The sequence below is a fragment of the Mycobacterium sp. 4858 genome (genome assembly GCF_900240975.1).
GTDB lineage: Bacteria > Actinomycetota > Actinomycetes > Mycobacteriales > Mycobacteriaceae > Mycobacterium.
Map to the genome: position 1 here is coordinate 2,883,845 of NZ_LT968776.1, position 24,406 is coordinate 2,908,250.

Below are 24,406 nucleotides of genomic sequence, written 5' to 3' on the forward strand. Positions count from 1 at the left end.
CTAGATGCGCTCGATGATCGTGCCGGTGGACAGGGCGCCGCCCGCGCACATGGTGATGAGCGCGGTGCTCTGGTCGGTGCGCTCCAGCTCATGCAGCGCGGTGGTGATCAGCCGGCTGCCGGTGCTGCCCACCGGGTGGCCCAACGCGATGGCCCCGCCGTTGACGTTGACCCGCGCCATGTCGGGCTCGTGCACCCGCGCCCACGACAGCACAACGGACGCGAACGCCTCGTTGATCTCGACGAGGTCGATGTCACCCATCTTCATGCCGGCCTTCTCCAGCACCTTGGCCGTCGACTGCACCGGGCCGTCCAGGTGGTAGTAGGGCTCGGCGCCGACCAGCGCCTGGCTGACGATGCGTGCCCGCGGACGCAGCCCGAGAGCCTTGGCCTTGTCCTCGTCCATCCACAGCACGGCCGCGGCCCCGTCGGAGATCTGCGAGGACGTTCCCGCGGTGTGAAACCCGCCCTCGATGACCGGCTTGAGCGCGGAAAGGCCCGAGAGCGTGGTTTCGCGCAAGCCCTGGTCGCGGGAGATGGTGACCCGCTCCGAGGTCGGTTGCTTGTTCTCGTCCAGCGCCGGCGCCTCGATCGGCGAGATCTCGCGATCGAAACGGCCCTCCTCCCACGCCTGCTTGGCCTTGGCCTGGGACTGGTACCCGAACTCGTCGAGGTCGTCGCGGGTGATGCCACGCCGCTTGGCGATCCGCTCGGCCGCGGTGAACTGGTCGGGCAGGTCGATGTCCCACGACGCGGGCCGCAGGATGCTGCGGTCGGGGCCCGCATTGGCGCCGAGGCCGACGCGGCTCATGGCCTCGATGCCGCACGCGATACCGACGTCGATGGCGCCCGCCGCGATCAGGCCGGCGATCAGGCCGTTGGCCTGCTGGCTGCTGCCGCACTGGCAGTCCACGGTCGTGGCGCCGACGTGGTCCGGCAGCCCGGCGACCAGCCAGCTAACCCTGGTGATGTTGTTGGACTGCTCGCCGAACTGCGTCACGCAGCCGCCGATCACCTGTTCGACATCGCCCGCGTCGATGCCGGCCTTCTCCACTAGTGCCTTCTGCACCGCACCGAGAAGCTCGGTGGCGTGCAGTCCTGACAGCCAGCCGTTCCGCTTGCCGATCGGGCTGCGGGTGGCTTCGACGATTACCGGGTTACCCATTCCGTCAGGCTAGAACACGTTTCATTACTCTGACAAGCGAGGATGATGACCTGCCTTTTATCTGCCTAGGAGCCGTGTTTTACTGGCACTAGAACACGTTGCAATTGAGGAGCGCACACATCATGGCACCCCCCAACATTCCCGCCGACTTCGACTTCCTGGACCCCGACGTCAACCTCGCGGGCTTGCCCGTGGAGGAACTCGCCTTGCTGCGCAAGGCGGAACCGATCCACTGGGTCGACATCCCGAACGGCGCGGGCGGGTTCGAGGACCACGGCTATTGGATCGTCACCAAGCACGCCGACGTCAAGGAGGTGTCGAAACGCAGCGACATCTTCTCCAGCTGGATGAACGGCGCCATCCCGACCTGGCCGCCGGAGATGAAGCGCGAGCAGGTCGAACTGCAGCGCAGCGTCATGCTCAACATGGACGCGCCGCACCACACGCGGCTGCGCAAGATCATCTCCCGCGGGTTCACGCCGCGGGCCATCGGGCGGCTGGAAGCCGAACTGGCCCAGCGCGCCCAGAACATCGCCAAGACGGCCGCGGCCGAGGGCACCGGCGACTTCGTCGAGCAGGTCTCGTGCGAGCTGCCGCTGCAGGCCATCGCCGGCCTGCTCGGCGTCCCGCAGGAGGATCGCGACAAGCTGTTCCGCTGGTCCAACGAGATGACCGGCGGCACCGACCCCGAGTACGCCCACGTCGATCCGGCCCAGTCGTCCATGGAGCTGATCACGTACGCGATGGCCATGGCGGAGGAGCGGGGCAAGAACCCCACCGACGACATCGTCACCACGCTCGTCCAGGCCGACATCGAGGGTGAAAAGCTCTCCGATGACGAGTTCGGTTTCTTCGTGGTCATGCTCGCCGTCGCGGGCAACGAGACCACGCGGAACTCGATCACCCACGGCATGATCGCCATGGCGAACAACCCCGATCAATGGGAGCTCTTCAAGAAGGAGCGCCCGTCGACCACCGCCGACGAGATCATCCGGTGGGCCACCCCGGTATCGGCCTTCCAGCGCACCGCCAGCGAGGACACCGAGCTGGCCGGCGTGCAGATCAAGAAGGGCCAGCGTGTGGTGATGTCCTACCGTTCGGCCAATTTCGACGAAGAGGTCTTCGAGGACCCGCACACCTTCAACATCCTGCGCGACCCGAACCCCCACGTCGGTTTCGGCGGAACGGGTGCGCACTACTGCATCGGCGCGAACCTGGCGCGCATGACCATCAACCTGATCTTCAACGCTGTCGCCGACCACATGCCGGACCTCAAGCCGATCGGCGAGCCCGAGCGGCTGCGGTCGGGCTGGCTCAACGGGATCAAGCACTGGCAGGTCGACTACGCCGGAACCGCGCGGTGACGTCCTGATGGACTTCAACCTGACCGCGACGCAACAGGCCGTCGCCGACGTGGTGACCTCGGTGCTGGGCCGGGACCTGAGCTGGGACGCGTTGGTCAGTGGGGGCGTGACCGCGCTGCCGGTGCCCGAGCGGCTCGGCGGCGACGGCGTGGGGCTGCCCGAGGTCGCCACGGTGCTGACCGAGGCGGGCCGCCACGGCGCCATCACGCCCGCGCTGGCCACGCTCGGCTTCGGTGTGGTGCCGCTGCTCGACCTGGCATCCGAGGAGCAGCAGGACCGTTTCCTGGCCGGCGTCACCAAGGGCGGCGTGCTGACGGCCGCCCTGAACGAGCCCGGCACCGCGCTGCCCGACCGGCCGTCGACCACCTTCGCCGGCGGGCGGCTGTCGGGTACCAAGGTCGGCGTCGGCTATGCCGCACAAGCGGATTGGATGACCGTCACCGCGGACAGCGCGGTCGTCGTCGTGTCGCCCAAGGCCGACGGCGTGCAGTTGGTCCAGACCCCGACGTCGAGCGGCGCCGAAGAATACACGGTGACGTTCGCCGACGTCGCCGTCGGCGACTCTGACGTCCTGGCTGGCGCCACGGCGTCTCGAGTCAACCAGCTGGCGCTGGCGGCCATCGGCGCCTACGCCGACGGGTTGGTGGCCGGGGCGCTGCGCCTCACCGCGGACTACGTGGCCAACCGCAAGCAGTTCGGCAAGCCACTGTCGACGTTCCAGACCGTCGCGGCCCAGCTCGCCGAGGTGTACATCGCCTCGCGCACCATCGATTTGGCGGCGAAGTCGGTCGCGTGGCGGCTGTCGGAAGGCCGGGACGCCGACGATGATCTGGATGTCCTCGGGTACTGGATCGCCTCGCAGGCTGCGCCGGTGATGCAGCTCTGCCACCACCTGCACGGCGGCATGGGGATGGACATCACCTATCCGATGCACCGGTACTATTCCACGATCAAAGACCTGACCCGGCTGCTGGGTGGGCCTTCTCATCGTCTCGACCTGGTGGGAGCGCAATGTTCATAGACCTGACTCCAGAGCAGCGCCAGCTGCAGGCGGAACTACGCGAATACTTCTCGAACCTCATCTCGTCCGACGAGATGAAGGCGATGGAGCAGGACCGTCACAACGAGGCCTACCGCGCCGTGATCCGGCGGATGGGCAAGGACCGCAAGCTCGGGGTCGGGTGGCCAAAGGAGTTCGGCGGCTTGGGCTTCGGGCCGATCGAGCAGTCGATTTTCGTCAACGAGGCGCATCGGGCCGACGTGCCACTGCCCGCCGTGACGTTGCAGACCGTCGGCCCGACTCTGCAACAGTTCGGCAGCGAGCTGCAGAAGAAGAAGTTCCTGCCGGCGATCCTGGCGGGTGAGGTTCACTTCGCGATCGGTTACAGCGAGCCCGAGGCGGGGACCGACCTGGCTTCGCTGCGCACCACCGCCGTGCGCCACGGTGACGAGTACATCGTCAACGGCCAGAAGATGTGGACCACCGGCGGACACGACGCGGACTACATCTGGCTGGCCTGCCGCACGGACCCGGAAGCGGTGAAACACAAGGGCATCTCGATCCTGATCGTCGACACCAAGGACCCGGGCTACTCGTGGACGCCCGTCATCCTGTCCGACGGCGCCCACCACACCAACGCGACCTACTACAACGACGTGCGGGTGCCCGCCGACATGCTGGTCGGCGAGGAGAACGGCGGGTGGAAACTGATCACCACCCAGCTCAACAACGAACGGGTCATGCTGGGCCCCGCCGGTCGCATCGCCGGGATCTACGACCGGGTGCACGCCTGGGCGTCCAAGCCGGGTGCGGACGGGGTCACGCCGATCGACCACGCCGACGTCAAGCGCGCGCTCGGCGAGATCCACGCGACGTGGCGGATCAACGAGCTGCTGAACTGGCAGGTGGCCGCCGCGGGCGAGGATATCAATGTGGCCGACGCCGCGTCGACGAAAGTCTTTGGCACTGAGCGCATCCAGCGCATCGGCCGACTGGCCGAGGAGATCGTCGGCAAGTACGGCAACCCCGCCGAGGCGGAGACCGCCGAGCTGCTCAACTGGCTGGACTCGCAAACCAAGCGGAACCTGGTGATCACCTTCGGTGGAGGCGTGAACGAAGTCATGCGAGAGATGATCGCGGCCGCCGGCCTCAAAGTGCCCAGGGTTCCCCGGTGACCGACATCCAGGACGCCGTTGCGGAGATCAAGGCGGCCGGCGGCCCGAAGCCGCGCGCCGGCCGCGACCCGGTCAACCAGCCGATGATCAACAACTGGGTGGAGGCCATCGGCGACAACAACCCGATCTACGTCGACGAGGCCGCGGCCCGCGCCGTCGGGCACCCGGGAATCGTGGCCCCGCCGGCCATGATTCAGGTGTGGACCATGTTCGGCCTGGGCGGAGAACGTCCGAAGGACGACCCGATGGGCCCCATCATGCAGTTGTTCGACGACGCGGGCTACATCGGCGTCGTCGCCACCAACTGCGAACAGACCTACCACCGCTACCTGCAGCCCGGTGAGCACGTCAGCATCACCTCCGAGATGGGCGACGTGGTCGGCCCCAAGCAGACCGGCCTGGGCGAGGGCTACTTCATCAACCAGCACATCATCTGGCGGGTGGGCGACGAGGACGTCGCCGAGATGAATTGGCGCATCCTCAAGTTCAAACCGCGCGAGTCGGAGGCCGCGCCGTCCTCGGTGCCCGCGGACCTGGATCCCGACGCGATGATGAGGCCCGCGTCGTCGCGCGACACGGCCTTCTTCTGGGAGGGCGTCAAGGCGCACGAGCTGAGGATCCAGCGCCGGCCCGACGGCAGCCTGCAGCACCCCCCGGTGCCGGCGGTATGGCAGGACAAAGCCGCCCCGATCGACTACGTGGTGGCTTCCGGCAAGGGCACGGTGTTCAGTTTCGTCGTGCACCATGCACCGAAGGTGCCGGGCCGCACGCTGCCGTTCGTGATTGCGTTGGTCGAGCTCGACGAGGGCGTGCGAATGCTGGGCGAGCTGCGCGGGGTCGACCCCGCCGCCGTGGAGATTGGAATGCCAGTGCGCGCAACCTATATCGACTTTCCGTCGGGCGACACCGGCCCGGAGTGGACACTGTATGCCTGGGAGCCCGAGGCATGAGCGCACCGGCCATCGAAGTCGGCACCGTGTTGCCCGAGCTGCAGCTGCACGGCGATCCGACCTTCATCATCTCGACGGCCCTGGCCACCCGTGACTTCCAGGACGTGCACCACGACCGGGATCTGGCGCAGGCCAAAGGGTCGAAGGACATCTTCGTCAACATCTTGACCGACACGGGGCTGGTGCAGCGCTACGTCACTGACTGGGCCGGCCCGTCCGCGCTTATCAAGTCGATCGGGCTGCGGCTCGGGGTGCCGTGGTACGCCTACGACACGGTCACCTTCTCCGGCGAGGTGACCGCCGTGGACGACGGCCTGATCACGGTGAAGGTGTTCGGGCGCAACAGCCTCGGCGACCACGTGATCGCGACGGTGACGCTGACGATGGGGGACTCCTAGATGTCAGCGGGCTTACTGAGTGGCCGGGCCGCGATCGTCGGCATCGGCGCCACCGAATTCTCTAAGGACTCGGGCCGCAGCGAGCTGCGGCTCGCGGCCGAGGCCGTCTTGGACGCGTTGGACGACGCCGGTCTGACCCCGGCGGACGTCGACGGGCTGACCACCTTCACGATGGACACCAACAACGAGACGGCGGTGGCGCGGGCCGTCGGCATCGGTGACCTGAAGTTCTTCTCGCAGATCGGCTACGGCGGCGGCGCCGCCTGCGCGACCGTTCAGCAGGCCGCGATCGCCGTCGCCACCGGGGTGGCCGACGTCGTGGTGGCGTACCGGGCGTTCAACGAACGCTCGGGCATGCGGTTTGGTCAGGTGCAGACCCGGCTGGCGGGCGACGCACGCGCACAGGCGGATTCGACCGCTGCGGACAACTCGTTCTCCTACCCGCACGGGCTCTCGACCCCGGCCGCGCAGGTCGCCATGATCGCGCGGCGCTACATGCACCTGTCCGGTGCGACCAGCCGCGACTTCGGTGCGATCTCGGTGGCCGACCGAAAGCACGCCGCCAAGAACCCGAAGGCCTACTTCTACGAGAAGCCGATAACCATTGACGATCACCAGAATTCGCGGTGGATCGCCGAGCCGCTGCGGCTGCTGGACTGCTGCCAGGAGACCGACGGCGCGGTCGCGATCGTGGTGACCTCGGTGGAACGCGCGCGGGACCTCAAGCAGCGGCCGGCCGTCATCGAGGCGGCGTCGCAGGGCTCGAGCCCCGACCAGTACACGATGGTCAGCTATTACCGACCGGAACTGGGCCTGCCCGAGATGGGCGTGGTGGGACAGCAGCTGTGGCAGCAGTCCGGCCTGAAGCCATCCGACATCCAGACCGCCATCCTGTACGACCACTTCACGCCCTTCACGCTGATCCAGTTGGAGGAGTTGGGATTCTGCGGTCGCGGCGAGGCGAAGGACTTCATCGCCGACGGTGCGATCGAGATCGGTGGGCGGCTTCCCATCAACACGCACGGCGGCCAACTCGGCGAGGCGTACATCCACGGCATGAACGGGATCGCCGAGGGTGTGCGGCAGCTGCGCGGCACCTCGGTTAACCCGGTACCCGACGTCGAGCACGTTCTGGTCACCGCGGGCACCGGCGTCCCCACCTCGGGTCTGATCCTCGGCTAGGGCCACGGCCCTTCCCCTTCGCGGCCCGACGAGTGTGAAGATAGTTTCACAGTGGACGACCAGCGTGAAACTAACTTCACGCTCGACGAGTGAAGTGACGCTGCGAGTGACACATGCGACGCTGCCGTCGTGGGTGAGCCCTTCCTTGGCAGTGAGGCCGTTGCTCGCGGCGCCTTGACCAGAGGGCAGCTCTGCACTGGTTATCTCCGACTGTTCCGAGATGTGTACGTCGTCCGCGATTCGGACATCACTGCCGCGCTTCGCGCGAGGGCCGGTTGGTTGTGGACCGGGCGCCAGGGCGTGGTCGCCGGGTTCTCCGCGGCAGCGCTGCACCGTAGCAAATGGGTCGATGGCACCACCGTGGTGGACCTCATTCACGACAACCGCCATCGTCAGGCCGGGATCAGGGTCCACGGGGACCGGATCGAGGACGATGAGGTTGCCGTCATCGGCGGGATCCCGGGGACGTCGGTGGCCAGGACGGCGCTGGACCTCGGTTGCTGGGATCCGACTACCGCGGCAGTTGCCGGCATCGACGCTCTGGCTCGCGAAACGCGAATCAAGCCGGCGGATGTCGAGCTGCTTGCGGATAGGTACCCGGGCCGCCGAGGCATCGTTCGGGCGAGGGAGGCGATAGCGCTCTTCGACAGTGGTGCACAGTCTCCCAAGGAGTCTTGGCTACGCGTCGTGCTAGTCCAAGCGGGGCTGCCGAGGCCACAAACCCAGATTCCGGTGCGCGACGAATTTGGCAGCGTGATCGCGTATCTGGACATGGGTTGGGAAGAGGTGAAAGTCGCGGTGGAGTACGACGGCGAACAACACCGCAACGATCGTCGGCAATACACCTGGGACGTCCGGCGATTGGAGACGCTCGAGCGTCTCGGGTGGATCGTCGTAAGGGTGGTCACCGGCGACCGGCCGGCCGACATCATCAGCCGAGTGCGCGCGGCTCGTGCCCGTCGAGCGTGAAACTAGTTTCACGCTCGACGCCGAATGTGAAGCTGACTTCACGCTCGGCCCGAGCTGGGCGCTCAGCCAAACGAACCTACGCGGGCACGAGTTCGACGCCCGACAGCACCACAGCGTTGTCGCGCGAGGGCGCGACAACGCTGGCTAGCAGCCGCCCGTCTTCCTTCCAGATGCCGACGTTGAGGGTCTCACCGGGGAACGCCACACCGGCGAAGCGCGCGCCGTAGGCGGCCACCGCCCCGGCGTCGCCGTCCAACATCGTGTCCACGATGGCTTTGCAGGTCATGCCGTACGTGCACAGGCCGTGCAGGATGGGCCGCGGAAAGCCGTTCGCCGCAGCGAATTCCGGGTCGGAATGCAGCGGGTTGCGATCGCCGCAGAGCCGGTACAGCAGCGCCTGCTGCGGCAGGATCGGCACCGCGACCTCCACATCGGGGGCGCGGTCGGGCGCGGCGTCCGAGGAGGACGGTCCGCGCTCCCCACCGAAACCGCCCTCGCCGCGGGCGAAGATGGACCGCCGCTGCGTCCACAGCAGCGTGCCGTCGGGCGCGCTGACCGTCGTCTCGCTCCAGATCACCGCGGCCTTGCCCTTGTCCCAGATGTCGGTGAAGCGGGTGACAGCGCGGGCGGATCCCGAGGGCGGTAGCGGCCCGGGCACCTCCACCCGCTCGCTGGCGTGCAGCACCTTGCCCAGCTCGATGTCGATGCCGGGGAATTGTACGGTCGGCGGCTTGGTCATGTGGAACGAGGCCGCGACGTTGCCGAACGTCGGCAGGACCTGCGGTGTGTCGTCGACGAGGTAGCGCAGTTCGCGCGGGTCCATCGGATCCCCGCCGGCGCCCAGGGCCAAGTGGTAGAGCTGCACATCGCTGCTCGTCCAAGCGAAGTCGATGGGGTCCAGCTCGGCCGCAAGTGCGACGTCTACATCAATGGGCATGTCAGCCTTCCCCCGCTATGTGCAGTGCGGCCAGGTAGCCGAACGTCATGGCCGGGCCAATCGTGCCGCCCGGACCGGGATAGGTGTGTCCCATCACCGGGGCGCTGACATTGCCTGCGGCGTAAAGGCCTTCGATGATGGTGCCGTCGTCGCGGAGCGCGCGACCGTGGACGTCGGTGCGGACACCGCCCTTGGTGCCCAGGTCGCCCGGCACCATCTTGGCGGCGTAGTACGGCGCGTGCGTGAGTTCGCCGAGGTTCGGGTTCGGCTTGTTAGTCGGGTCGCCGTAGTAGCGGTCATACGCGCTCTCACCGCGGTGGTAGTCCTCGTCGACGCCCGACCTGGCGAAGCCGTTGAAGCGCGCCACCGTCGCGGTGAACTCGGCGACCGGAAGGCCGGCCTTCTGGGCCAGCTCCTCGAGAGTGTCGGCCTGGATGATGACTCCGGACTCCAGCCACTTGCGTGGAATGCGTTGTCCAGGCTGCAATCCTGCGAAGATGTAGCGGTCCCGGTACTGCTGGTCGAACACCAGCCACGCCGGGATGTTCTCGCCCGGCCCGGGGCCCTGGCCGTATTCCCCGCCGTACATGTGGTGGCAGGCCTCGACATAGGGCATGGACTCGTTCATGAACCGCTTGCCCGACATGTTGACGATGATCGATCCCGGCGAATTGCGTTCCGACAACGCGAACCACGGCGCGCCCACCAGCGGCACGGTGGGGCCCCACCAGGCGTCTTCCATCAGTTCCAGTGCGGCGCCCAGCTTTTCGGCGGCGACGATGCCGTCGCCGGTGTTGGCCTTGGCGCCCACTGTCCACTCGGTCGTGATCGGCGCGCGCTGGTACTTCACCCGCATCTGCTCGTTGTGCTCGAACCCGCCGGAGGCGAGGATCACGCCGCGCCGGGCCCGGATCAGCCGCGGCTCCGCGGATTCCGATGCGCCCGTGTCCCGAACATAGACGCCGCGCACCACGCCGTCCTCGACGTAGAGGTCGGTGAGCGCGGTGTTCAGCACTACCGGAACGCCGGCGCGTTGCAGCCCGATGCGCAGGGGACCGATCAACGCGCGGCCCATGCCCACCAGGTTCTTGCCGGTCACCTTCGCCCACATCGTGCGGCCGCCGACCTTCAGGCTGCGCAGCACGCCCCGCGGGTGTCGCTTCAGCTGGTTTAGCCGCACGTAGTCCTGCTGCATCACAACGACATTGAGCGGGACCTTGCCGTACGCGGGCTCCAACCCGGGCATGTCGGCGCCCAGCTTGCGGGCGTCGAACGGCTTCGGCTCGATCGAGCGGCCCTCGGCGCGGCCGCCCGGTGCCTCGGGGTAATAGTCCGAGTAGCGCGGAACCCAGCACATTTTCAGCGGGGTGTGCTTCAGCACGAACGACAGCATTTCGGGCCCGCGGTCGAGGTAGGTGTCAATGCGTTCCGGTTCGACGATGTTGCCGATGATGCCGTGCAGGTAGGTCCGGGCCGCCTCCGGACTGTCCCGGACGCCGTCGCGCTTGAGGACCTCGTTATTGGGGATCCAGACGCCGCCGCCCGACCGGGCGGTGGAGCCGCCGAAGTGGGCAGCCTTCTCTACGATTATAGTGGAGAGGCCGTTGTGGGCGGCGGTGAGGGCAGCCACCATGCCGGCTCCGCCGCTACCGACCACGACGACGTCGAGCTCCTGTGCTGTCATGTAGAACACGTTATAGAATTGCCCGGGCCGGGCGCTACTGGGCCGGTCACACGAACGAGGAGACGTCTACAGATGCTCAGTCTTGCGACGCGAGACGAGCTTGCTGCCGAACTGGCGCAGGCCGAGCGGAGCCGCGAGCCGATCGCCCCGCTGACCGCCGTCCACCCCGACATCGACGTCGTCGACGCGTACGAGATCCAGCTCATCAACATCCGTCAACGGGTCGCCGAGGGCGCCCGCGTGCTGGGGCACAAGGTGGGGCTGTCGTCGAAGGCGATCCAGCAGATGATGGGGGTCGACGAGCCCGACTATGGGCATTTGCTGGACGAGATGCAGTTGTTCGAAGACACCCCCGTCAAGGCGAACCGCTACCTGTGGCCGCGGGTGGAGGTCGAGGTGGGTTTCCTGCTGAACGCCGACCTGCCCGGGGCCGACTGCACCGAGGAGGATGTGCTGGCCGGCACCGAGGCGCTGGTGCCCTCGATCGAGTTGATCGACACCCGGATCACCGATTGGAAGATCGAGTTGTGCGACACCATCGCCGACAACGCCTCCTCGGCGGGCTTCGTGCTGGGTAAGGCCCGTGTCTCGCCGCGCGAGGTCGACGTCAAGGGCATCGATGCGGTGCTGCACTGCAACGGTGAGGTGGTCGCCAAGGGCCGCACCGACGCGGTGCTGGGCAACCCGGTCACCGCGGTGGCCTGGCTAGCGCGCAAGGTGGAGGGCTTCGGCGTGCGGTTGCGCAAAGGGGACCTGGTGTTGCCGGGGTCGTGCACGCGCGCGATCGATGCGCACGCCGGTGACGAGTTTGTGGCCGACTTCACCGGCCTGGGCTCAGTTCGTTTGTCGTTCGAATAGTCTCGAATTAAATCGTCGGACTTAAATATCGAGAGCTTCGCGAAGGAGCGTCATGCCGGCTAAGGCGAGTGTGGCCATTGTCGGGTCGGGAAACATCAGCACTGACCTGCTGTACAAGCTGTTGCGGTCGGAGTGGTTGGAGCCGCGGTGGATGGTGGGTATCGATCCCGAGAGCGAGGGTTTGGCCCGGGCCCGCAAGCTGGGTTTGGAGACCACCCATGAGGGGGTGGATTGGTTGTTGGCCCGGTCGGAGAAGCCTGATCTGGTGTTCGAGGCGACCAGTGCCTATGTGCACCGCGACGCGGCACCCAGGTATGCGGCGGCCGGTATTCGGGCGATCGATTTGACCCCGGCGGCGGTGGGCCCGGCGGTGATCCCGCCGGCGAACCTGCGCCAGCATTTGGACGCGCCGAACGTCAACATGATCACCTGCGGGGGGCAGGCGACCATCCCCATCGTCTACGCGGTGAGCCGTGTGGTGGAGGTGCCGTATGCCGAGATCGTGGCGTCGGTGGCCTCGGTGTCGGCGGGTCCGGGGACGCGGGCCAACATCGACGAGTTCACCAAAACCACCAGCAAGGGTGTGGAAACCATCGGCGGCGCCGCGCGCGGTAAGGCGATCATCATCTTGAACCCGGCCGATCCGCCGATGATCATGCGCGACACCATCTTCTGCGCGATCCCCGAGGACGCCGACCGCGACGCCATCGCGAAGTCCATTCATGATGTGGTGGCCGAGGTGCAGACCTATGTGCCGGGCTATCGGCTGCTCAACGAGCCGCAGTTCGACGAGCCGTCGCTGCACTCCGGTGGGCAGGCCGTGGTGACGACGTTCGTCGAGGTCGAGGGCGCCGGCGATTACCTGCCCCCGTATGCGGGCAACCTGGACATCATGACCGCCGCGGCGACCAAGGTCGGCGAGGAGATCGCCAAGGAATCCTTGGCGGCGGCCGCTGGAGGAGCGCAGGCATGAGCACTCAGGAGATTTTCTTCAACCCGATCTGGGATGTCCGGCTGACCGACACGTCGCTGCGCGACGGCTCGCACCACAAGCGCCACCAGTTCACCAAAGACGAGGTGGGCGCCATCGTGGCCGCGCTGGACGCCGCGGGGGTGCCGGTCATCGAGGTGACTCACGGCGACGGGCTGGGCGGGTCGAGCTTTAACTACGGGTTTTCCAAGACCCCCGAGCAGGAGCTGATCAAGCTCGCGGCCGAGACGGCCAAAGAGGCCAAGATCGCCTTTTTGATGCTGCCCGGGGTGGGCACCAAGGAGGACATTAAGGAGGCCCAGAACAACGGCGGCTCGATCTGCCGGATCGCCACCCACTGCACCGAGGCCGACGTGTCCATCCAGCACTTCGGGCTGGCCCGCGAACTCGGCCTGGAAACCGTCGGGTTCTTGATGATGTCCCACACCATCTCCCCGGAGAAACTCGCGGCCCAGGCCCGGATCATGGCCGATGCCGGCTGCCAATGCGTCTACGTGGTCGACTCGGCCGGCGCCCTGGTCCTCGAAGGGGTGCGCGACCGGGTGGCCGCGCTGGTCGCCGAACTCGGCGACGACGCCCAGGTGGGCTTCCACGGCCACGAAAACCTCGGCCTCGGGGTGGCCAACTCGGTGGAGGCCGTGCGCGCGGGCGCCAAGCAGATCGACGGCTCGTGTCGGCGGTTCGGCGCCGGGGCGGGCAACGCCCCCGTCGAGGCGCTGATCGGGGTGGTCGACAAGATCGGCGTCAAAACCGGCATCGACTTCTTCGACATCGCTGATGCCGCCGAAGAGGTCGTCGCCCCGGCCATGCCCGCCGAATGCCTACTCGACCGCAACGCCCTGATCATGGGCTACTCCGGGGTCTACTCCAGCTTCCTCAAACACGCCATCCGCCAATCCGAACGCTACGGCGTACCCGCCCACCAACTCCTCCACCGCGCCGGCCAACGCAAACTCATCGGCGGCCAAGAAGACCAACTCATCGACATCGCACTCGAAATCAAACGCGAGCAAGAAAGCGGTACGGCCGCCGCCACATAGCCACCCTTGAAGCGCACAGGTGACGCAAAGGAACCGGGAGTAGCCTGGCGCGCATGAGCACATCCAACACAGTCGGCGCCCGTCGCAGCGGGCTGTACGGCCTGCTCGCCGGGGGGCTATTAACCGTTACCGCCGCCGCGGTGATCGCGGTGCCTTTGGCGGGCACAGCCGGCGCGGCTCCGCAGTGCAATCAGACCGTCGGCAATTCGATCGACTCGTACCTGAAGCAGCATCCCGCGCTCCACCAGCAGTTGCAGGCGAAGTCACAGGCCGAGGGCGGCAACGGCAACGTCATGGACTACCTGAATCGGCATCCGGACGTCCGGCAGCACCTGATCGACCTGTCGCAGCAGTGTGCGCCCTAGTGAGTCGGCCTCGTCGGTGAACGCCGTGGCGGACGCGCGGGAACGTTCGCCATTGACGAAAAAGTAGAACACGTTCTAGCGTCTATGCGTGTTCACAGATCCCCTCACCGCCGCGATCGCCGAAGCCGAGAAGCTCGTCGCCGACGCGCCGTTCATCGAGACCGAAGCCGACCTGCTCGAAGGGCTGCAGTATCTGGCCGGCTGCGTCTCGGCCTGCATACACCTCGCCGTCGATTACGACCGCGACCATCCGTTCCTGCAGTCGGGCACCGGGCCGTTCACCAAGATGGGCCTGGACAACCCCGACACCCTGTACTTCGGCGCTCGGGTGCACGCCAACCACGAGTACGTCGTCACCGGCCGGCGCGGGACCACGACCGACCTGAGCTTCCAGCTGCTCGGCGGCGAGTACACCGACGACTTCGTGCCCGTCAGCCAGGCCGCGTTCGACGACCGGGAACTCGAGATCGCCCCCGACGGCAGCTTCGAGTGGCGGGTGACACCCACCAGCCCCGGGCAGTTGGTGATCCGGGAGGTGTACGGCGACTGGGCGGCGCAGCGCGGCACGCTGGCCATCGCGCGGACGGACACCGCGGGGACCGCACCGCCACCGTTGACTCGCGCGTTAATCGAAAAGCGTTATGCCACAGCGGGAAAGCAGCTCGTCCAGCGGGTGAAAACCTGGCTGCAATTCCCGCAATGGTTCTATCTCGACCTTCCGGTCAATACCCTGACGGCGCCACGCCTGACCCCTGGTGGACTGGCCACCCAGTACTCGTCGGTCGGGCACTTCGACCTGCGACCGGATCAAGCGATGGTGATCACCATTCCGGTCTCCGACGCGCCCTACCTCGGCTTCCAGCTTGGCAGCCTGTGGTACATCTCGCTGGACTACATCAACCACCAGACCTCCCTGAACAACACTCAGGCGCAGGCGGATCCGGACGGCAAGGTACGCATCGTGGTCGCCGACCAGAATCCGGGCGTGACCAACTGGGTCGAGACCCTGAACCACCGGCGCGGTTTCCTGCAGTTCCGCTGGCAGCGCGTGTCGCGTGAGCTCTCCGAGGCCGACGGTCCCACCGTCGAGCTCGTCGACCTCGACAAGGTAGCCGCTGCGTTGCCGTATTTCGAACACAACAAGATCTCCGAGGACGACTGGCGCGCCCGAATTGTGCTGCGCCAAGAACAAATTCAGGCAAGGATGCTGGGATGACGAAGCTGCTCGATGGCAAGGTAGTGGTGATCAGCGGCGTCGGCCCCGGTCTGGGCACGACGCTGGCGCACCGGTGTACTCGAGAGGGGGCCGACCTGGTGCTGGCCGCCCGCACGCCGGAGCGTCTCGATGACGTCGCCAAGCAGATCGCCGACCTCGGCGGCCGGGCGACGACGGTGCGCACCGACATCACCGAAGACGAACAGGTGAGCAACCTCGTCGACGCCACGATGGAGGCCTACGGCAAGGTCGACGTGCTGATCAACAACGCGTTCCGGGTGCCGTCGCTGAAACCATTCTCGGGCACCAGCTTTCAGCACATCCGCGACGCGATCGAACTCAGCGCGCTGGGCGCACTGCGGCTGATCCAGGGCTTCACGCCGGCGCTGGCCGAGTCGAAGGGCTCGATCGTCAACGTCAACTCCATGGTGCTCCGGCATTCGCAGGCGAAGTACGGCGCCTACAAGATGGCGAAGTCCGCGCTGCTGGCCATGTCACATTCGTTGGCGACCGAACTGGGCGAGCAGGGGATCCGGGTCAATTCCGTTGCGCCCGGATATATCTGGGGTGACACTCTGCAGGGCTACTTCAACCACCAGGCCGGCAAGTACGGCACCACGGCCGAGCAGATCTACGCCGCCACCGCGGCGAACTCCGACCTGAAGCGCCTGCCCACCGAGGACGAGGTGGCCTCGGCGATCCTTTTCCTGGCCAGCGACCTGTCCAGCGGCATCACCGGGCAGACCTTGGACGTCAACTGCGGGGAGTACCACACCTAATGGCAGAGCGCACGGACGTCGGCACCGTTGAGGACATGCACGCGTCGGCCACCAAGCTCGTTGGGCTCGACGACTTCGGCGTCGACGACGACAACTACCGCGAGGCGCTGGGGGTGCTGCTGGAGTCCTACCGGCGCGACGCGGGCTTGACTCCGTTGGGCAGCAAGATGAATCGGTTCTTTCTGCGCGGAGCGCTGGTCGCCAGGCTATTCTCCGAGTCCGCATGGAAGCAGTACCCGCAGCACGCCGACGTCGCGATCGAACGGCCGATCTTCGTCACCGGATTGCCGCGCACCGGCACCACGATCTTGCACCGCCTGCTCGGCGCGGATCCGGTTCATCAGGGCCTGCACCTGTGGTTGGCCGAGTTCCCGCAACCGCGGCCGCCGCGCGACACCTGGGACTCAAATCCGTGGTACAGCCAGCTGAACGCGCAATTCAACCAGGCGCATGAGGAGAATCCGGACTACACCGGCCTGCACTTCATGGCAGCTTACGAACTGGAGGAGTGCTGGCAGTTACTGCGACAGTCGGTGCATTCGGTGTCCTACGAGACGCTGTCGCACCTGCCAACCTATTCGCAGTGGCTGTCGCGGCAGGACTGGACGCCGTCCTATCAGCGGCACCGCCGCAACCTGCAGCTGATCGGGCTCAACGACGTCGAAAAGCGTTGGGTTCTCAAAAATCCCAGCCACCTGTTCGCGCTGGACGCGTTGATGGCGACCTATCCTGACGCGATGGTGATCCAGACACACCGGCCGGTAGAAACGATCATGGCGTCGATGTGTTCGTTGGCGCAGCACACCGCCGAGGGCTGGTCGACGACCTTCTCCGGCGCCCAGATCGGTGCTGATGCAATGGAAACCTGGTCGCGTGGCCTACGGCAGTTCAATAGCGCACGCGCCAAGTACAACCCGGCTCAGTTCTACGATGTCGACTATCGCGATCTGATCGACGACCCGCTCAAAACGGTCGCCAACGTGTACGGTCACTTCGGCCTGACGCTGACCGATGAGGCCCGAAAGGCCATGGAGGACAGCCACGCCGAGAGTCAGACCGGTGCCCGAGCCCCGAAGCACAAGTACTCGCTGGCCGACTATGGGCTTACCGCGGACGAGGTCAAGGAGCGGTTCGCCGGGCTGTAGAGATCAGTCCTCTTCGGGTGCAGGCTCGCCCAGATACCCTTCGGCGACGGCATGCTCGATGCTGTCGCTCAATTTGGGACATGAGCGGGTGCGTGCGGTATCACCACCGGAGTTGCGCACCTCGGTGAAGTGCGCGCAGCGCTGCCATGCCTCAGTGTTCCACTGCACCGCGGTGTGGCCCGGGCCGAGCCTGCGCACGGTGACCGTGACATGGCAGAACCGGCAGTCCACCGGCAGCAGCCCCGAGCTGAGGTAGCGCTCCCGGTCGGCGCGGCTGGCCTCGGCAACGGCCGCGGCGCGTTGCGGATCATTGCTGAAATCCCGTGACTTCGACCATGATCCAGAGCCGCCGTCGCGGGCGGGCTTGTCGTCGTGATCGTGGCCGTCGCCGTGCAGCAACAACATCGACCGAGCGAGCCGATCGACGTCAGGAACTGCCGGCTGATCGTCGGGCATGGGCGTCAGTGCTGGTCCGCGGGAACGTCTTCGGTCTCTTTGGCCTTCAGGTTCTCTTCGACCTCGGCGTTCCAGTACTCGTTGGCGCGCGTGGTGTCCACTTCGATCTCGAAGCGTTCCACCATTTCCGGCTGGATGTCGGCGACATCGACATAGAACTGCTGATACCAGCGGCGCAACTGATAGACGGCGCCATCTTCTTCGACCAGCAGGGGGTTGTCGATGCGGGTCTTGTGCTTCCAGATCTCGACGTCCTGCAGGAACCCCTTGCTGACGCCTTCGGTGAACACCCGCGACAGCTTGTCGGTCATCGCTTCGTCCATGCCCTTGGGCTTTTCGACAATGACTCCCCACTGCAGCATGAAGGAGTTCTGCGTCACCGGGTAGTGGCAGTTGATCAGGATCGACTCGGCCTTGTAGCCCCCGTAGCTGTTGTGCAGCCAGTTGATCATGAACGACGGCCCGAAGTACGACGCCTCCGAGTCGAGGTGCGCTTCGCCGTAGGAGGTGCCTAGGTCGTTGACGTCCGGCCGGCCCACGTTGTGCAGGTACTGCGACGCGATGTGACCCTCGAAAACGTTCTTGAAGTAGGTGGGCAAACCGAAATGGATGTAGAAGAAGTGCGCCATGTCGGTGACGTTGTCGATGATGTCGCGGCAGTTCGACCCCTCGATGAGGATGCGGTTCCACCGCCATTCGGTCCACTCGTCGCTGGCCGCTTCGGGAATATCGGGAATCCGGACGGCGGGGTCCGGCGGATTCTGTTCGTGGTCATGCCAGACGAAGAGGAGGCCGCCGCGCACATCGGTCGTCCAGGAGCGGGTGCGCGCCGTCTTGGGCGTGCGCTTGGCGTACGGCACCAGCTTGCAGCGGCCGTCACCGCCCCAGCGCCAGTCGTGGAACGGGCAGGCCACCTCGTCGCCTTTGATGGTGCCCTCTGACAGGTCACCGCCCATGTGCCGGCAGTAGCCGTCCAGCACCTTCAGGTCCCCCTGAGAGTCGGCGAACACGACCAGCTTGGTGCCGAACGCCTCGACCGAGTGCGGCTTACCGTCCTGGAAGTCCTTCGCGACGCCCAGGCAGTGCCAGCCGCGCGCATACCTCGTCGGCAGCGCACCCGGGTCGATCTCCCGGATGCCGACCGCTTTGGTGTCGGTACTCACCTGTCACCTCCAAGTCGCGAGCCCTCTAACTAGAACACGTTACAGTTTTGCGGTGGGGGCGCGCAATGACGGCGAGTCTGGCTGGGCTTTCCCGACGGGCATGCGCGCGCGGGGTATATCTAGACGATGCCGCTGTTTGCTTTCGAGGGGCGGGCGCCGCGGGTCGATCCCACCGCGTTCGTGGCCCCCACCGCCACCCTGATCGGCGACGTTGTCGTCGAGGCCGGCGCCTCGGTGTGGTTCAACACCGTGCTACGCGGCGATTACGGGCCCATCGTGGTGCGGGAGGGCGCCAACGTGCAGGACGGGTCGGTGTTGCACGCGCCGCCCGGCATCCCGGTCGACATCGGCCCCGGCGCCACAGTGGCGCACATGTGTTGCATCCACGGGGTGCACGTAGGGTCCGAAGCTCTGATCGCCAACCATGCCACCGTCCTCGACGGCGCGGTGATCGGTGCGCGCAGCCTGATCGCGGCCCACTCGCTGGTGACTGCCGGCACGCAGATCCCGGCCGGGATGCTGGCGGTCGGCGCGCCGGCGCAGATCAAGGGCCCGGTTGCCGGAACGGGCGCGGAGATGTGGGTCAAGGTGAATCCGCAGGCGTATCGCGAACTGGCGCAGCGGCACCTGGCTGGGCTCGAGCCGCTCTAGACCTTTCGGGCCGACGCGGCCGCGCGGTCCATCTCCCAGTACGCGCGCAGGGCGGTCATCTTGCCCTCGTCGTTGGCCTTGTACGTGAAGACGCCTTCCGCGGTCACCTGGTAGTCGCCATGGGTGATGAGGATGTGCCCGACGTTGGCTTCCTCGTTGCCGCACTGATAGGTGCCGCGGAAGACGAACTCGATCCTGGTCGTGGGCGCAATGGCCTTGTCCCAGAACGCCGAGATCGCGTCGCGACCCCGATGGCCCTTACCCTCGGGGTCGAAGGCCGACGGCCCGATCGGGTCCTCCACGATGGCGTCGTCGGCGAACACCGCCAGCCACGCGTCTTTGTCCCTGGCGATGACCGCCTCGCGCGAGCGCCGGCCGGCCTCGTGCGCGGGGTGCTCAGCCATCGGCGCCGCTCTCCCCCGCAAGCGGGAGGTACCCCCACCTCATCGCTGCGTCCCACTCGCCGCTTCGCGGCTGGGGGTGCCCCCGCTGCATCGTCGCCGGCTGGTCACGCGCGAACTTTTTCCGGCGTGGGCTTGTCCGCGCCGACCACCCACATGGAGTAGTACTGCGAGCCGCCACCGTAGGCGTGCCCCAACGCCTTGCGCGCGTTGGGCACCTGGTGATCGCCACCCTTGCCCATCACCTGAATGGCCGCCTCGGCGAACCGGATCAGGCCCGAGGCGCCGATCGGATTCGACGACAACACACCGCCGGAGGGATTGACCGGAAGCCGTCCGCCGATCGCCGTCTCGCCGGCTTCGGTGAGCTTCCAGCCCTCGCCCTCGGGCGCAAAACCGAGGTTTTCCAACCACATCGGCTCGAACCACGAGAACGGCACGTAGATCTCGGCGGCGTCGATCTCGTCGATCGGGCTGGTGATCCCGGCCGCCTTCCACAGCGCGGCGGCCGCGTCCCGCCCGGCCTGCGGGCTGACCTGGTCACGGCCGGCGAACTGCAGCGGCTCGGTGCGCAGCGCGGTCGCGTGGATCCAGGCCACCGGTTGTCCCTGTGCCAGACGCGCTTCGGCCGCCTCTTCATTGCCGATCACGACCGCGGCGGCACCGTCGGACGACGGGCAGGTCTCGTCGTAGCGGATGGGGTCCCACAGCATCGGCGACTGCATCACCTTCTCGACGGTGATGTCGGGCTGGTGGAGATGGGCCAGCGGATTGCGGGCCCCGTTGAGCCGATCCTTGACGGCCACGATGGCGCCGATGTTCAACGGTGCGCCCGAACGGCGGATGTATGACCGCACGTGGGGTGCGAAATACCCGCCCGCGCCGGCGCCGACCGGTTTGATGAAGGGGACCGGAATCGACAACGCCCACATGGCGTTTGACTCCGACTGCTTCTCCCAGGCCATCGCCAGGACGCGCCGGTACTTCCCGGATTGCACGAGGCTGGCGGCCACCACCCCGGTGGACCCGCCGACCGAACCCGCGGTGTGCACCCGGATCAGCGGCTTGCCGGTGGCCCCCATGGCGTCCGCCATGAACAGCTCCGGCATCATGACGCCCTCGAAGAAATCAGGAGCCTTGCCGACGACGACGGCGTCGATGTCGTCGAAGGTGGAGCCGGAGTCGGCCAGCGCACGGTCGATCGCCTCGCGCACCAGGCCGTTCATCGAGACGTCTTGTCGCTTCGCGACGTACTTCGTTTGTCCGGTACCGAGTACCGCGGCGAGGTTGGGCCCTGCACCGGCCATCAGTTCTTTCCTTCCATGACCGCGACCAGGTTCTGTTGCAACGCGGGACCGCTGGTTGCGTGCGCGAGGACCCGCTCGGCTGACCCGTTCCAGATGTGTTGCGCCGCAAAGCCGATACGCTCGAGGCCGGCGACGAACATGGGGTTGGCGGCCAGCGCGCCGCCCGACGGATTGACCTTGGTCGGCCCCGGTATCCGGATGGCGTCGGCGATGATCAGGTGCTGGTGGGTGAAGGGCGCGCAGATCTCGGCGACGTCGAGCTTGTCGGTCCTGCCGCCCGTGGCCGCCTGAGCCGCAGCCTTGGTCGAGGCCGATTCGGTGAGGTCACGCGCGCCCAGCGACGGGCTTTCGATGCGGTGCTCGATTCCCGTGATCCAGGCGGGGTTTTCGCGAAGCTCTTTCGCCCGGTCGCCGGCCGCCAGCACGATGGCGGCGGCGCCGTCGGTGATCGGCGCGATGTCGTGGCGCCTCAGCGGTTCGGCGAAGAACGGCCTTTCGAGCAACTCCGCGACGCTGATCGAGCCCTCCACATTGTCGACCCGGCGGGCATTCGCGAAGGAATCGAAGGCGACACGCGCCATCTGCTCTTCGCTCCACTTCCCGGTGTCGAGCCCGATTCTGGCCTGCAGCCCCGCGATTGACACCGAGTCCGGCCACAGCGGCGCCACCGTGTACGGGTCGGTCTGCCGCGACAGGATCTGCCGCAGGATTCCGGCCGAGGATTTCCCGAAGCCGTACACCAGCGCGGTGTCGACCTCACCGGTCAGCAGCTTGATGTAGGCCTCGTAGAGGGCCCAGGCCGCGTCCATCTCGACGTGTGATTCGTTGATCGGCGGGACGGCGCCGATCGAGTCGATCGCCGAGATGAACGAAAACGCCCGCCCGGCAAGGTAGTCAGACGACCCCGAGCACCAGAAGCCGATGTCGGCCTTGGTGATTCCGAGGTCTTCGTAGAGCTCGGCGAAGCACGGCATCAACATCTCGACGCCATTGGTGGTGCCGTCGGTGCGGCGGACGTGTGGGGCGTGGGCGAAGCCGACGACCGCAACGTTGCGAGCGCTCATTTGATACGTAGGCCCTTTACAGGTGGTGCTTGTAGGTGTCGTAGTCGGCGTCGGGTTCCCCGGTCGGCCGGAAGTACTCGATGTTGTCGATGCCAAAGCCCCATTCCTCACGGGGTTTCCACACCGCCTCCACGCGCATGCCCATCCGCACCTCGTGCGCGTCGATATCCGCGACCAGATGCAAGAACGGGATGTCCGCCCCGTCGAGCAGCACGTAGGCCGCCACGTACGGCGGCTTGATGCGCTGGCCCTGGAACGGGATGTTGATGATCGCGAACGTCGTCACGGTGCCCTTGTCCGGCAACTCGACGAATTCGGTGGTGGGCTGGCCCGTGGCCGGGTCCGCGCCGTGCGGCGGGAAGTAGACCTTCCCTTTTTCGCCGGTGCGCGCGCCCAGCAGCTTGCCCTGTGCGATGGCGCGCAGGTAGGCGCTCTCCTCGTGGGAGGCGGTGTGCTGAATCGTCAGCGAGATCGGCGTGACGATCATGGTCACCGGGTCTCGTTCGCCCGCCGCCCGTTCCGACACGGGTTCGGCTTCCTCGCCGAGGGCGAAGTACGCGATGTCGGTGATGGCGCCCACCGGCTCGTCGACCCAGTGCACGTGCACCCGCGAACCGGTCTTGATGGCCTTGGGTTCGCCGGCATCCACGGCGTGCAGCAGCGGGGTGTCCGCGCCGTCGAGCTTGATCAGCGCCCAGGCGAACGGGCGGTCCAGCGGCTGGCCCGGCAACGGCTCCGGTTGCCATGTCCAGGACACGACGGTGCCGACGCTGGACACCGGTACCATCTCGCCCAGCGGCTCGTAGGTGACCGGGTCATATTCCGCCGGCGGTACGTGCACCCTGCCATCGGATCCGCGCACCCCGAGGATGTGGCGTTCACGCAGTGCGGTGAAGAACTTGCTTAGCGTGGGGCCGACCGAACGGGTGTAGTCGAAAGACAACGTCAGTGGCGCGGAGAGCGGTGGCTCAGGGTGATCCGTCAAGGTCGGGCTGCTCGAGCTGGCTGTCACGCCATCGAGTAGAACAGGTTCTAAGAACGGTTTCAACATCGGGTCGGCCGGAAGGGTTCAGTGACATGAAGCTGGGGTTGCAGCTCGGGTATTGGGGCGCTCAGCCGCCGGAGAATCACGCGGAGCTCGTCGCGGCGGCCGAGGACGCCGCGTTCGACGCGGTCTTCACCGCCGAGGCGTGGGGTTCGGACGCGTACACGCCGCTGGCGTGGCTGGGTGCGTCGACGCGCGCGCTCCGGCTGGGCACTTCGGTGATCCAGCTGTCCGCGCGCACCCCGACCGCGACCGCGATGGCCGCGCTCACGCTCGACCATCTGTCCGGGGGCCGGCACATCCTCGGGCTCGGCGTCTCCGGCCCGCAGGTGGTGGAGGGGTGGTACGGGCGCCCGTTCCCCAAGCCGCTGGCCCGCACCCGCGAATACATCGACATCATGCGGCAGGTGTGGGCGCGGGAAAAGCCGGTGACCAGCGACGGGCCGCACTACCCGCTGCCGCTGACCGGGGAGGGGACGACGGGTCTGGGCAAGGCGCTCAAGCCCATCACCCACCCGTTGCGCCCCGACATCCCGATCATGCTGGGCGCCGAGGGGCCAAAGAATGTGGCGCTGGCCGCCGAGATCTGCGACGGCTGGCTGCCCATCTTCTACACGCCGCGGATGGCCGACACCTACAACGAATGGCTCGACGAGGGGTTCGCACGGCCCGGTGCGCGGCGCAGCCGCGAGGACTTCGAGATCTGCGCGACCGCGAACATCGTCATCACCGACGACCGCGCCGCCGCCTTCGCGGCCATGAAGCCCTACCTGGCCCTCTACATGGGCGGCATGGGCGCCGAGGACACCAACTTCCACGCCGACGTGTACCGCCGGATGGGCTACGCCGAGGTGGTCGACGACGTGACCAAGCTGTTCCGCAGCAACCAGAAGGACAAGGCCGCCTCGATCATCCCCGACGAGGTCGTCGACGACGCCGCGATCGTCGGCGACATCAACTACGTCCGTGAGCAGGTCAAGGTCTGGGAGGCCGCCGGCGTGACCATGATGGTGGTCAACGGACGCAACGAGGCGCAGATCAGGGAGCTCGCCACGCTGGTCTAGCCGATCCTTGCCAGAGGATTAGAACGCGTTCTAGATTG

The 24,406-nt window shown here is 66.7% G+C and carries 25 protein-coding genes and 1 pseudogene; 16 read left to right on the forward strand and 10 right to left on the reverse strand.

The window, feature by feature from the left end; translation table 11 throughout:
- A complete protein-coding gene (locus tag C1737_RS22165) occupies nt 1–1,164 on the reverse strand; it encodes a steroid 3-ketoacyl-CoA thiolase (protein ID WP_067925415.1) in 1,164 nt (387 codons plus the stop codon).
- Between the two features lie 122 nt (nt 1,165–1,286).
- Between C1737_RS22165 and C1737_RS22170 the strand changes: the two genes are divergently transcribed.
- The 7 genes from C1737_RS22170 to C1737_RS22200 all read left to right on the forward strand — a co-directional run bounded on the left by C1737_RS22170 (nt 1,287) and on the right by C1737_RS22200 (nt 8,202).
- A complete protein-coding gene (locus tag C1737_RS22170; RefSeq protein ID WP_102419470.1) occupies nt 1,287–2,528 on the forward strand; it encodes a cytochrome P450 in 1,242 nt (413 codons plus the stop codon).
- A gap of 7 nt (nt 2,529–2,535) precedes the next feature.
- Complete coding sequence (locus C1737_RS22175; protein WP_102419471.1) at nt 2,536–3,549, forward strand: acyl-CoA dehydrogenase family protein; 1,014 nt, start codon at nt 2,536–2,538, stop codon at nt 3,547–3,549.
- Nucleotides 3,540–4,703, forward strand: a complete 1,164-nt coding sequence (fadE29, locus tag C1737_RS22180; protein WP_067925423.1) for an acyl-CoA dehydrogenase FadE29 — start codon at nt 3,540–3,542, stop codon at nt 4,701–4,703. Before C1737_RS22175 ends, fadE29 begins: the two co-directional genes overlap by 10 nt.
- A complete protein-coding gene (locus tag C1737_RS22185; RefSeq protein WP_067925426.1) occupies nt 4,700–5,653 on the forward strand; it encodes a bifunctional MaoC family dehydratase N-terminal/OB-fold nucleic acid binding domain-containing protein in 954 nt (317 codons plus the stop codon). The genes fadE29 and C1737_RS22185 overlap by 4 nt, the downstream gene beginning before the upstream one ends.
- Complete coding sequence (locus C1737_RS22190; protein ID WP_067925429.1) at nt 5,650–6,051, forward strand: MaoC family dehydratase; 402 nt, start codon at nt 5,650–5,652, stop codon at nt 6,049–6,051. Before C1737_RS22185 ends, C1737_RS22190 begins: the two co-directional genes overlap by 4 nt.
- On the forward strand, nt 6,052–7,233 hold the full coding sequence (locus C1737_RS22195) for a lipid-transfer protein (RefSeq protein ID WP_102419472.1): 1,182 nt from the start codon (nt 6,052–6,054) through the stop codon (nt 7,231–7,233).
- 129 nt (nt 7,234–7,362) lie between these two features.
- The gene (locus C1737_RS22200) at nt 7,363–8,202 is read left to right on the forward strand and encodes a DUF559 domain-containing protein (protein ID WP_102419473.1); all 840 of its coding nucleotides are present in this window, start codon (nt 7,363–7,365) and stop codon (nt 8,200–8,202) included.
- A 76-nt stretch (nt 8,203–8,278) separates the two neighbouring features.
- Here the strand turns inward: C1737_RS22200 and C1737_RS22205 are convergent, their stop codons facing one another.
- Both C1737_RS22205 and kstD read right to left on the reverse strand, forming a co-directional pair.
- Nucleotides 8,279–9,139: a MaoC/PaaZ C-terminal domain-containing protein gene (locus C1737_RS22205; protein WP_068094809.1), complete on the reverse strand. Its 861-nt coding sequence runs from the start codon at nt 9,137–9,139 to the stop codon at nt 8,279–8,281.
- Between the two features lies 1 nt (nt 9,140).
- Nucleotides 9,141–10,823, reverse strand: a complete 1,683-nt coding sequence (gene kstD, locus C1737_RS22210) for a 3-oxosteroid 1-dehydrogenase (protein WP_102420076.1) — start codon at nt 10,821–10,823, stop codon at nt 9,141–9,143.
- Nucleotides 10,824–10,895: 72 nt separating this feature from the next.
- Between kstD and C1737_RS22215 the strand changes: the two genes are divergently transcribed.
- The 7 genes from C1737_RS22215 to C1737_RS22245 all read left to right on the forward strand — a co-directional run bounded on the left by C1737_RS22215 (nt 10,896) and on the right by C1737_RS22245 (nt 17,217).
- The gene (locus C1737_RS22215; RefSeq protein WP_068094814.1) at nt 10,896–11,681 is read left to right on the forward strand and encodes a 2-keto-4-pentenoate hydratase; all 786 of its coding nucleotides are present in this window, start codon (nt 10,896–10,898) and stop codon (nt 11,679–11,681) included.
- 52 nt (nt 11,682–11,733) lie between these two features.
- On the forward strand, nt 11,734–12,654 hold the full coding sequence (locus tag C1737_RS22220; protein ID WP_102419474.1) for an acetaldehyde dehydrogenase (acetylating): 921 nt from the start codon (nt 11,734–11,736) through the stop codon (nt 12,652–12,654).
- Complete coding sequence (gene dmpG, locus C1737_RS22225; protein WP_102419475.1) at nt 12,651–13,712, forward strand: 4-hydroxy-2-oxovalerate aldolase; 1,062 nt, start codon at nt 12,651–12,653, stop codon at nt 13,710–13,712. The genes C1737_RS22220 and dmpG overlap by 4 nt, the downstream gene beginning before the upstream one ends.
- A 53-nt stretch (nt 13,713–13,765) precedes the next feature.
- Nucleotides 13,766–14,077, forward strand: coding sequence for a hypothetical protein (locus C1737_RS22230; RefSeq protein WP_102419476.1), 312 nt, complete (start codon nt 13,766–13,768; stop codon nt 14,075–14,077).
- Nucleotides 14,078–14,165: 88 nt separating this feature from the next.
- Nucleotides 14,166–15,293 carry a hypothetical protein gene (locus tag C1737_RS22235; protein WP_102419477.1) on the forward strand — a complete coding sequence of 376 codons (1,128 nt, stop codon included), beginning with the start codon at nt 14,166–14,168 and terminating at the stop codon, nt 15,291–15,293.
- The gene (locus C1737_RS22240) at nt 15,290–16,072 is read left to right on the forward strand and encodes an SDR family oxidoreductase (RefSeq protein WP_102419478.1); all 783 of its coding nucleotides are present in this window, start codon (nt 15,290–15,292) and stop codon (nt 16,070–16,072) included. The genes C1737_RS22235 and C1737_RS22240 overlap by 4 nt, the downstream gene beginning before the upstream one ends.
- Nucleotides 16,072–17,217, forward strand: a complete 1,146-nt coding sequence (locus C1737_RS22245) for a sulfotransferase (protein WP_067921755.1) — start codon at nt 16,072–16,074, stop codon at nt 17,215–17,217. The genes C1737_RS22240 and C1737_RS22245 overlap by 1 nt, the downstream gene beginning before the upstream one ends.
- Before the next feature lie 3 nt (nt 17,218–17,220).
- On the opposite strand, the gene C1737_RS22250 is transcribed toward C1737_RS22245, so the two are convergent.
- Both C1737_RS22250 and C1737_RS22255 read right to left on the reverse strand, forming a co-directional pair.
- Nucleotides 17,221–17,673 (reverse strand): hypothetical protein, encoded by a 453-nt coding sequence (locus C1737_RS22250; RefSeq protein ID WP_068099084.1) that lies wholly within the window; start codon nt 17,671–17,673, stop codon nt 17,221–17,223.
- Nucleotides 17,674–17,678: 5 nt separating this feature from the next.
- On the reverse strand, nt 17,679–18,836 hold the full coding sequence (locus tag C1737_RS22255) for a Rieske 2Fe-2S domain-containing protein (protein WP_068099085.1): 1,158 nt from the start codon (nt 18,834–18,836) through the stop codon (nt 17,679–17,681).
- A gap of 126 nt (nt 18,837–18,962) precedes the next feature.
- On the opposite strand from C1737_RS22255, the gene C1737_RS22260 reads away from it, so the two are divergent.
- On the forward strand, nt 18,963–19,487 hold the full coding sequence (locus tag C1737_RS22260; protein WP_066955234.1) for a gamma carbonic anhydrase family protein: 525 nt from the start codon (nt 18,963–18,965) through the stop codon (nt 19,485–19,487).
- On the opposite strand, the gene C1737_RS22265 is transcribed toward C1737_RS22260, so the two are convergent.
- The 5 genes and pseudogenes from C1737_RS22265 to C1737_RS22280 all read right to left on the reverse strand — a co-directional run bounded on the left by C1737_RS22265 (nt 19,484) and on the right by C1737_RS22280 (nt 23,271).
- Nucleotides 19,484–19,891, reverse strand: coding sequence for a nuclear transport factor 2 family protein (locus C1737_RS22265; RefSeq protein ID WP_102419479.1), 408 nt, complete (start codon nt 19,889–19,891; stop codon nt 19,484–19,486). The two genes, C1737_RS22260 and C1737_RS22265, sit on opposite strands and share 4 nt — an antisense overlap.
- 4 nt (nt 19,892–19,895) lie before the next feature.
- Nucleotides 19,896–19,991 (reverse strand): annotated as a pseudogene (locus C1737_RS27550) (hypothetical protein); the annotation flags it as partial.
- A 4-nt stretch (nt 19,992–19,995) separates the two neighbouring features.
- Nucleotides 19,996–21,195 (reverse strand): thiolase domain-containing protein, encoded by a 1,200-nt coding sequence (locus tag C1737_RS22270; protein ID WP_102419480.1) that lies wholly within the window; start codon nt 21,193–21,195, stop codon nt 19,996–19,998.
- Entirely contained in the window at nt 21,195–22,259 is a 1,065-nt protein-coding gene (locus tag C1737_RS22275; protein ID WP_068099088.1) for a thiolase domain-containing protein, read from the reverse strand. The genes C1737_RS22270 and C1737_RS22275 overlap by 1 nt, the downstream gene beginning before the upstream one ends.
- A 16-nt stretch (nt 22,260–22,275) precedes the next feature.
- On the reverse strand, nt 22,276–23,271 hold the full coding sequence (locus C1737_RS22280; RefSeq protein WP_068099089.1) for a Zn-ribbon domain-containing OB-fold protein: 996 nt from the start codon (nt 23,269–23,271) through the stop codon (nt 22,276–22,278).
- A gap of 65 nt (nt 23,272–23,336) precedes the next feature.
- Between C1737_RS22280 and C1737_RS22285 the strand changes: the two genes are divergently transcribed.
- Nucleotides 23,337–24,368: an LLM class F420-dependent oxidoreductase gene (locus tag C1737_RS22285; RefSeq protein ID WP_067922984.1), complete on the forward strand. Its 1,032-nt coding sequence runs from the start codon at nt 23,337–23,339 to the stop codon at nt 24,366–24,368.
- Nucleotides 24,369–24,406 lie beyond the last annotated feature (38 nt).

Excerpts from the sequence above, each read along its gene's own strand:
- C1737_RS22165 (WP_067925415.1), bottom strand. The coding sequence starts at position 1,164 with ATGGGTAACCCGGTAATCGTCGAAGCCACCCGCAGCCCGATCGGCAAG.
- C1737_RS22170 (WP_102419470.1), top strand. The coding sequence starts at position 1,287 with ATGGCACCCCCCAACATTCCCGCCGACTTCGACTTCCTGGACCCCGAC.
- C1737_RS22175 (WP_102419471.1), top strand. The coding sequence starts at position 2,536 with ATGGACTTCAACCTGACCGCGACGCAACAGGCCGTCGCCGACGTGGTG.
- fadE29 (WP_067925423.1), top strand. The coding sequence starts at position 3,540 with ATGTTCATAGACCTGACTCCAGAGCAGCGCCAGCTGCAGGCGGAACTA.
- C1737_RS22190 (WP_067925429.1), top strand. The coding sequence starts at position 5,650 with ATGAGCGCACCGGCCATCGAAGTCGGCACCGTGTTGCCCGAGCTGCAG.
- C1737_RS22195 (WP_102419472.1), top strand. The coding sequence starts at position 6,052 with ATGTCAGCGGGCTTACTGAGTGGCCGGGCCGCGATCGTCGGCATCGGC.
- C1737_RS22205 (WP_068094809.1), bottom strand. The coding sequence starts at position 9,139 with ATGCCCATTGATGTAGACGTCGCACTTGCGGCCGAGCTGGACCCCATC.
- kstD (WP_102420076.1), bottom strand. The coding sequence starts at position 10,823 with ATGACAGCACAGGAGCTCGACGTCGTCGTGGTCGGTAGCGGCGGAGCC.
- C1737_RS22215 (WP_068094814.1), top strand. The coding sequence starts at position 10,896 with ATGCTCAGTCTTGCGACGCGAGACGAGCTTGCTGCCGAACTGGCGCAG.
- C1737_RS22220 (WP_102419474.1), top strand. The coding sequence starts at position 11,734 with ATGCCGGCTAAGGCGAGTGTGGCCATTGTCGGGTCGGGAAACATCAGC.
- dmpG (WP_102419475.1), top strand. The coding sequence starts at position 12,651 with ATGAGCACTCAGGAGATTTTCTTCAACCCGATCTGGGATGTCCGGCTG.
- C1737_RS22230 (WP_102419476.1), top strand. The coding sequence starts at position 13,766 with ATGAGCACATCCAACACAGTCGGCGCCCGTCGCAGCGGGCTGTACGGC.
- C1737_RS22240 (WP_102419478.1), top strand. The coding sequence starts at position 15,290 with ATGACGAAGCTGCTCGATGGCAAGGTAGTGGTGATCAGCGGCGTCGGC.
- C1737_RS22245 (WP_067921755.1), top strand. The coding sequence starts at position 16,072 with ATGGCAGAGCGCACGGACGTCGGCACCGTTGAGGACATGCACGCGTCG.
- C1737_RS22250 (WP_068099084.1), bottom strand. The coding sequence starts at position 17,673 with ATGCCCGACGATCAGCCGGCAGTTCCTGACGTCGATCGGCTCGCTCGG.
- C1737_RS22260 (WP_066955234.1), top strand. The coding sequence starts at position 18,963 with ATGCCGCTGTTTGCTTTCGAGGGGCGGGCGCCGCGGGTCGATCCCACC.
- C1737_RS22265 (WP_102419479.1), bottom strand. The coding sequence starts at position 19,891 with ATGGCTGAGCACCCCGCGCACGAGGCCGGCCGGCGCTCGCGCGAGGCG.
- C1737_RS22270 (WP_102419480.1), bottom strand. The coding sequence starts at position 21,195 with ATGGCCGGTGCAGGGCCCAACCTCGCCGCGGTACTCGGTACCGGACAA.
- C1737_RS22275 (WP_068099088.1), bottom strand. The coding sequence starts at position 22,259 with ATGAGCGCTCGCAACGTTGCGGTCGTCGGCTTCGCCCACGCCCCACAC.
- C1737_RS22285 (WP_067922984.1), top strand. The coding sequence starts at position 23,337 with ATGAAGCTGGGGTTGCAGCTCGGGTATTGGGGCGCTCAGCCGCCGGAG.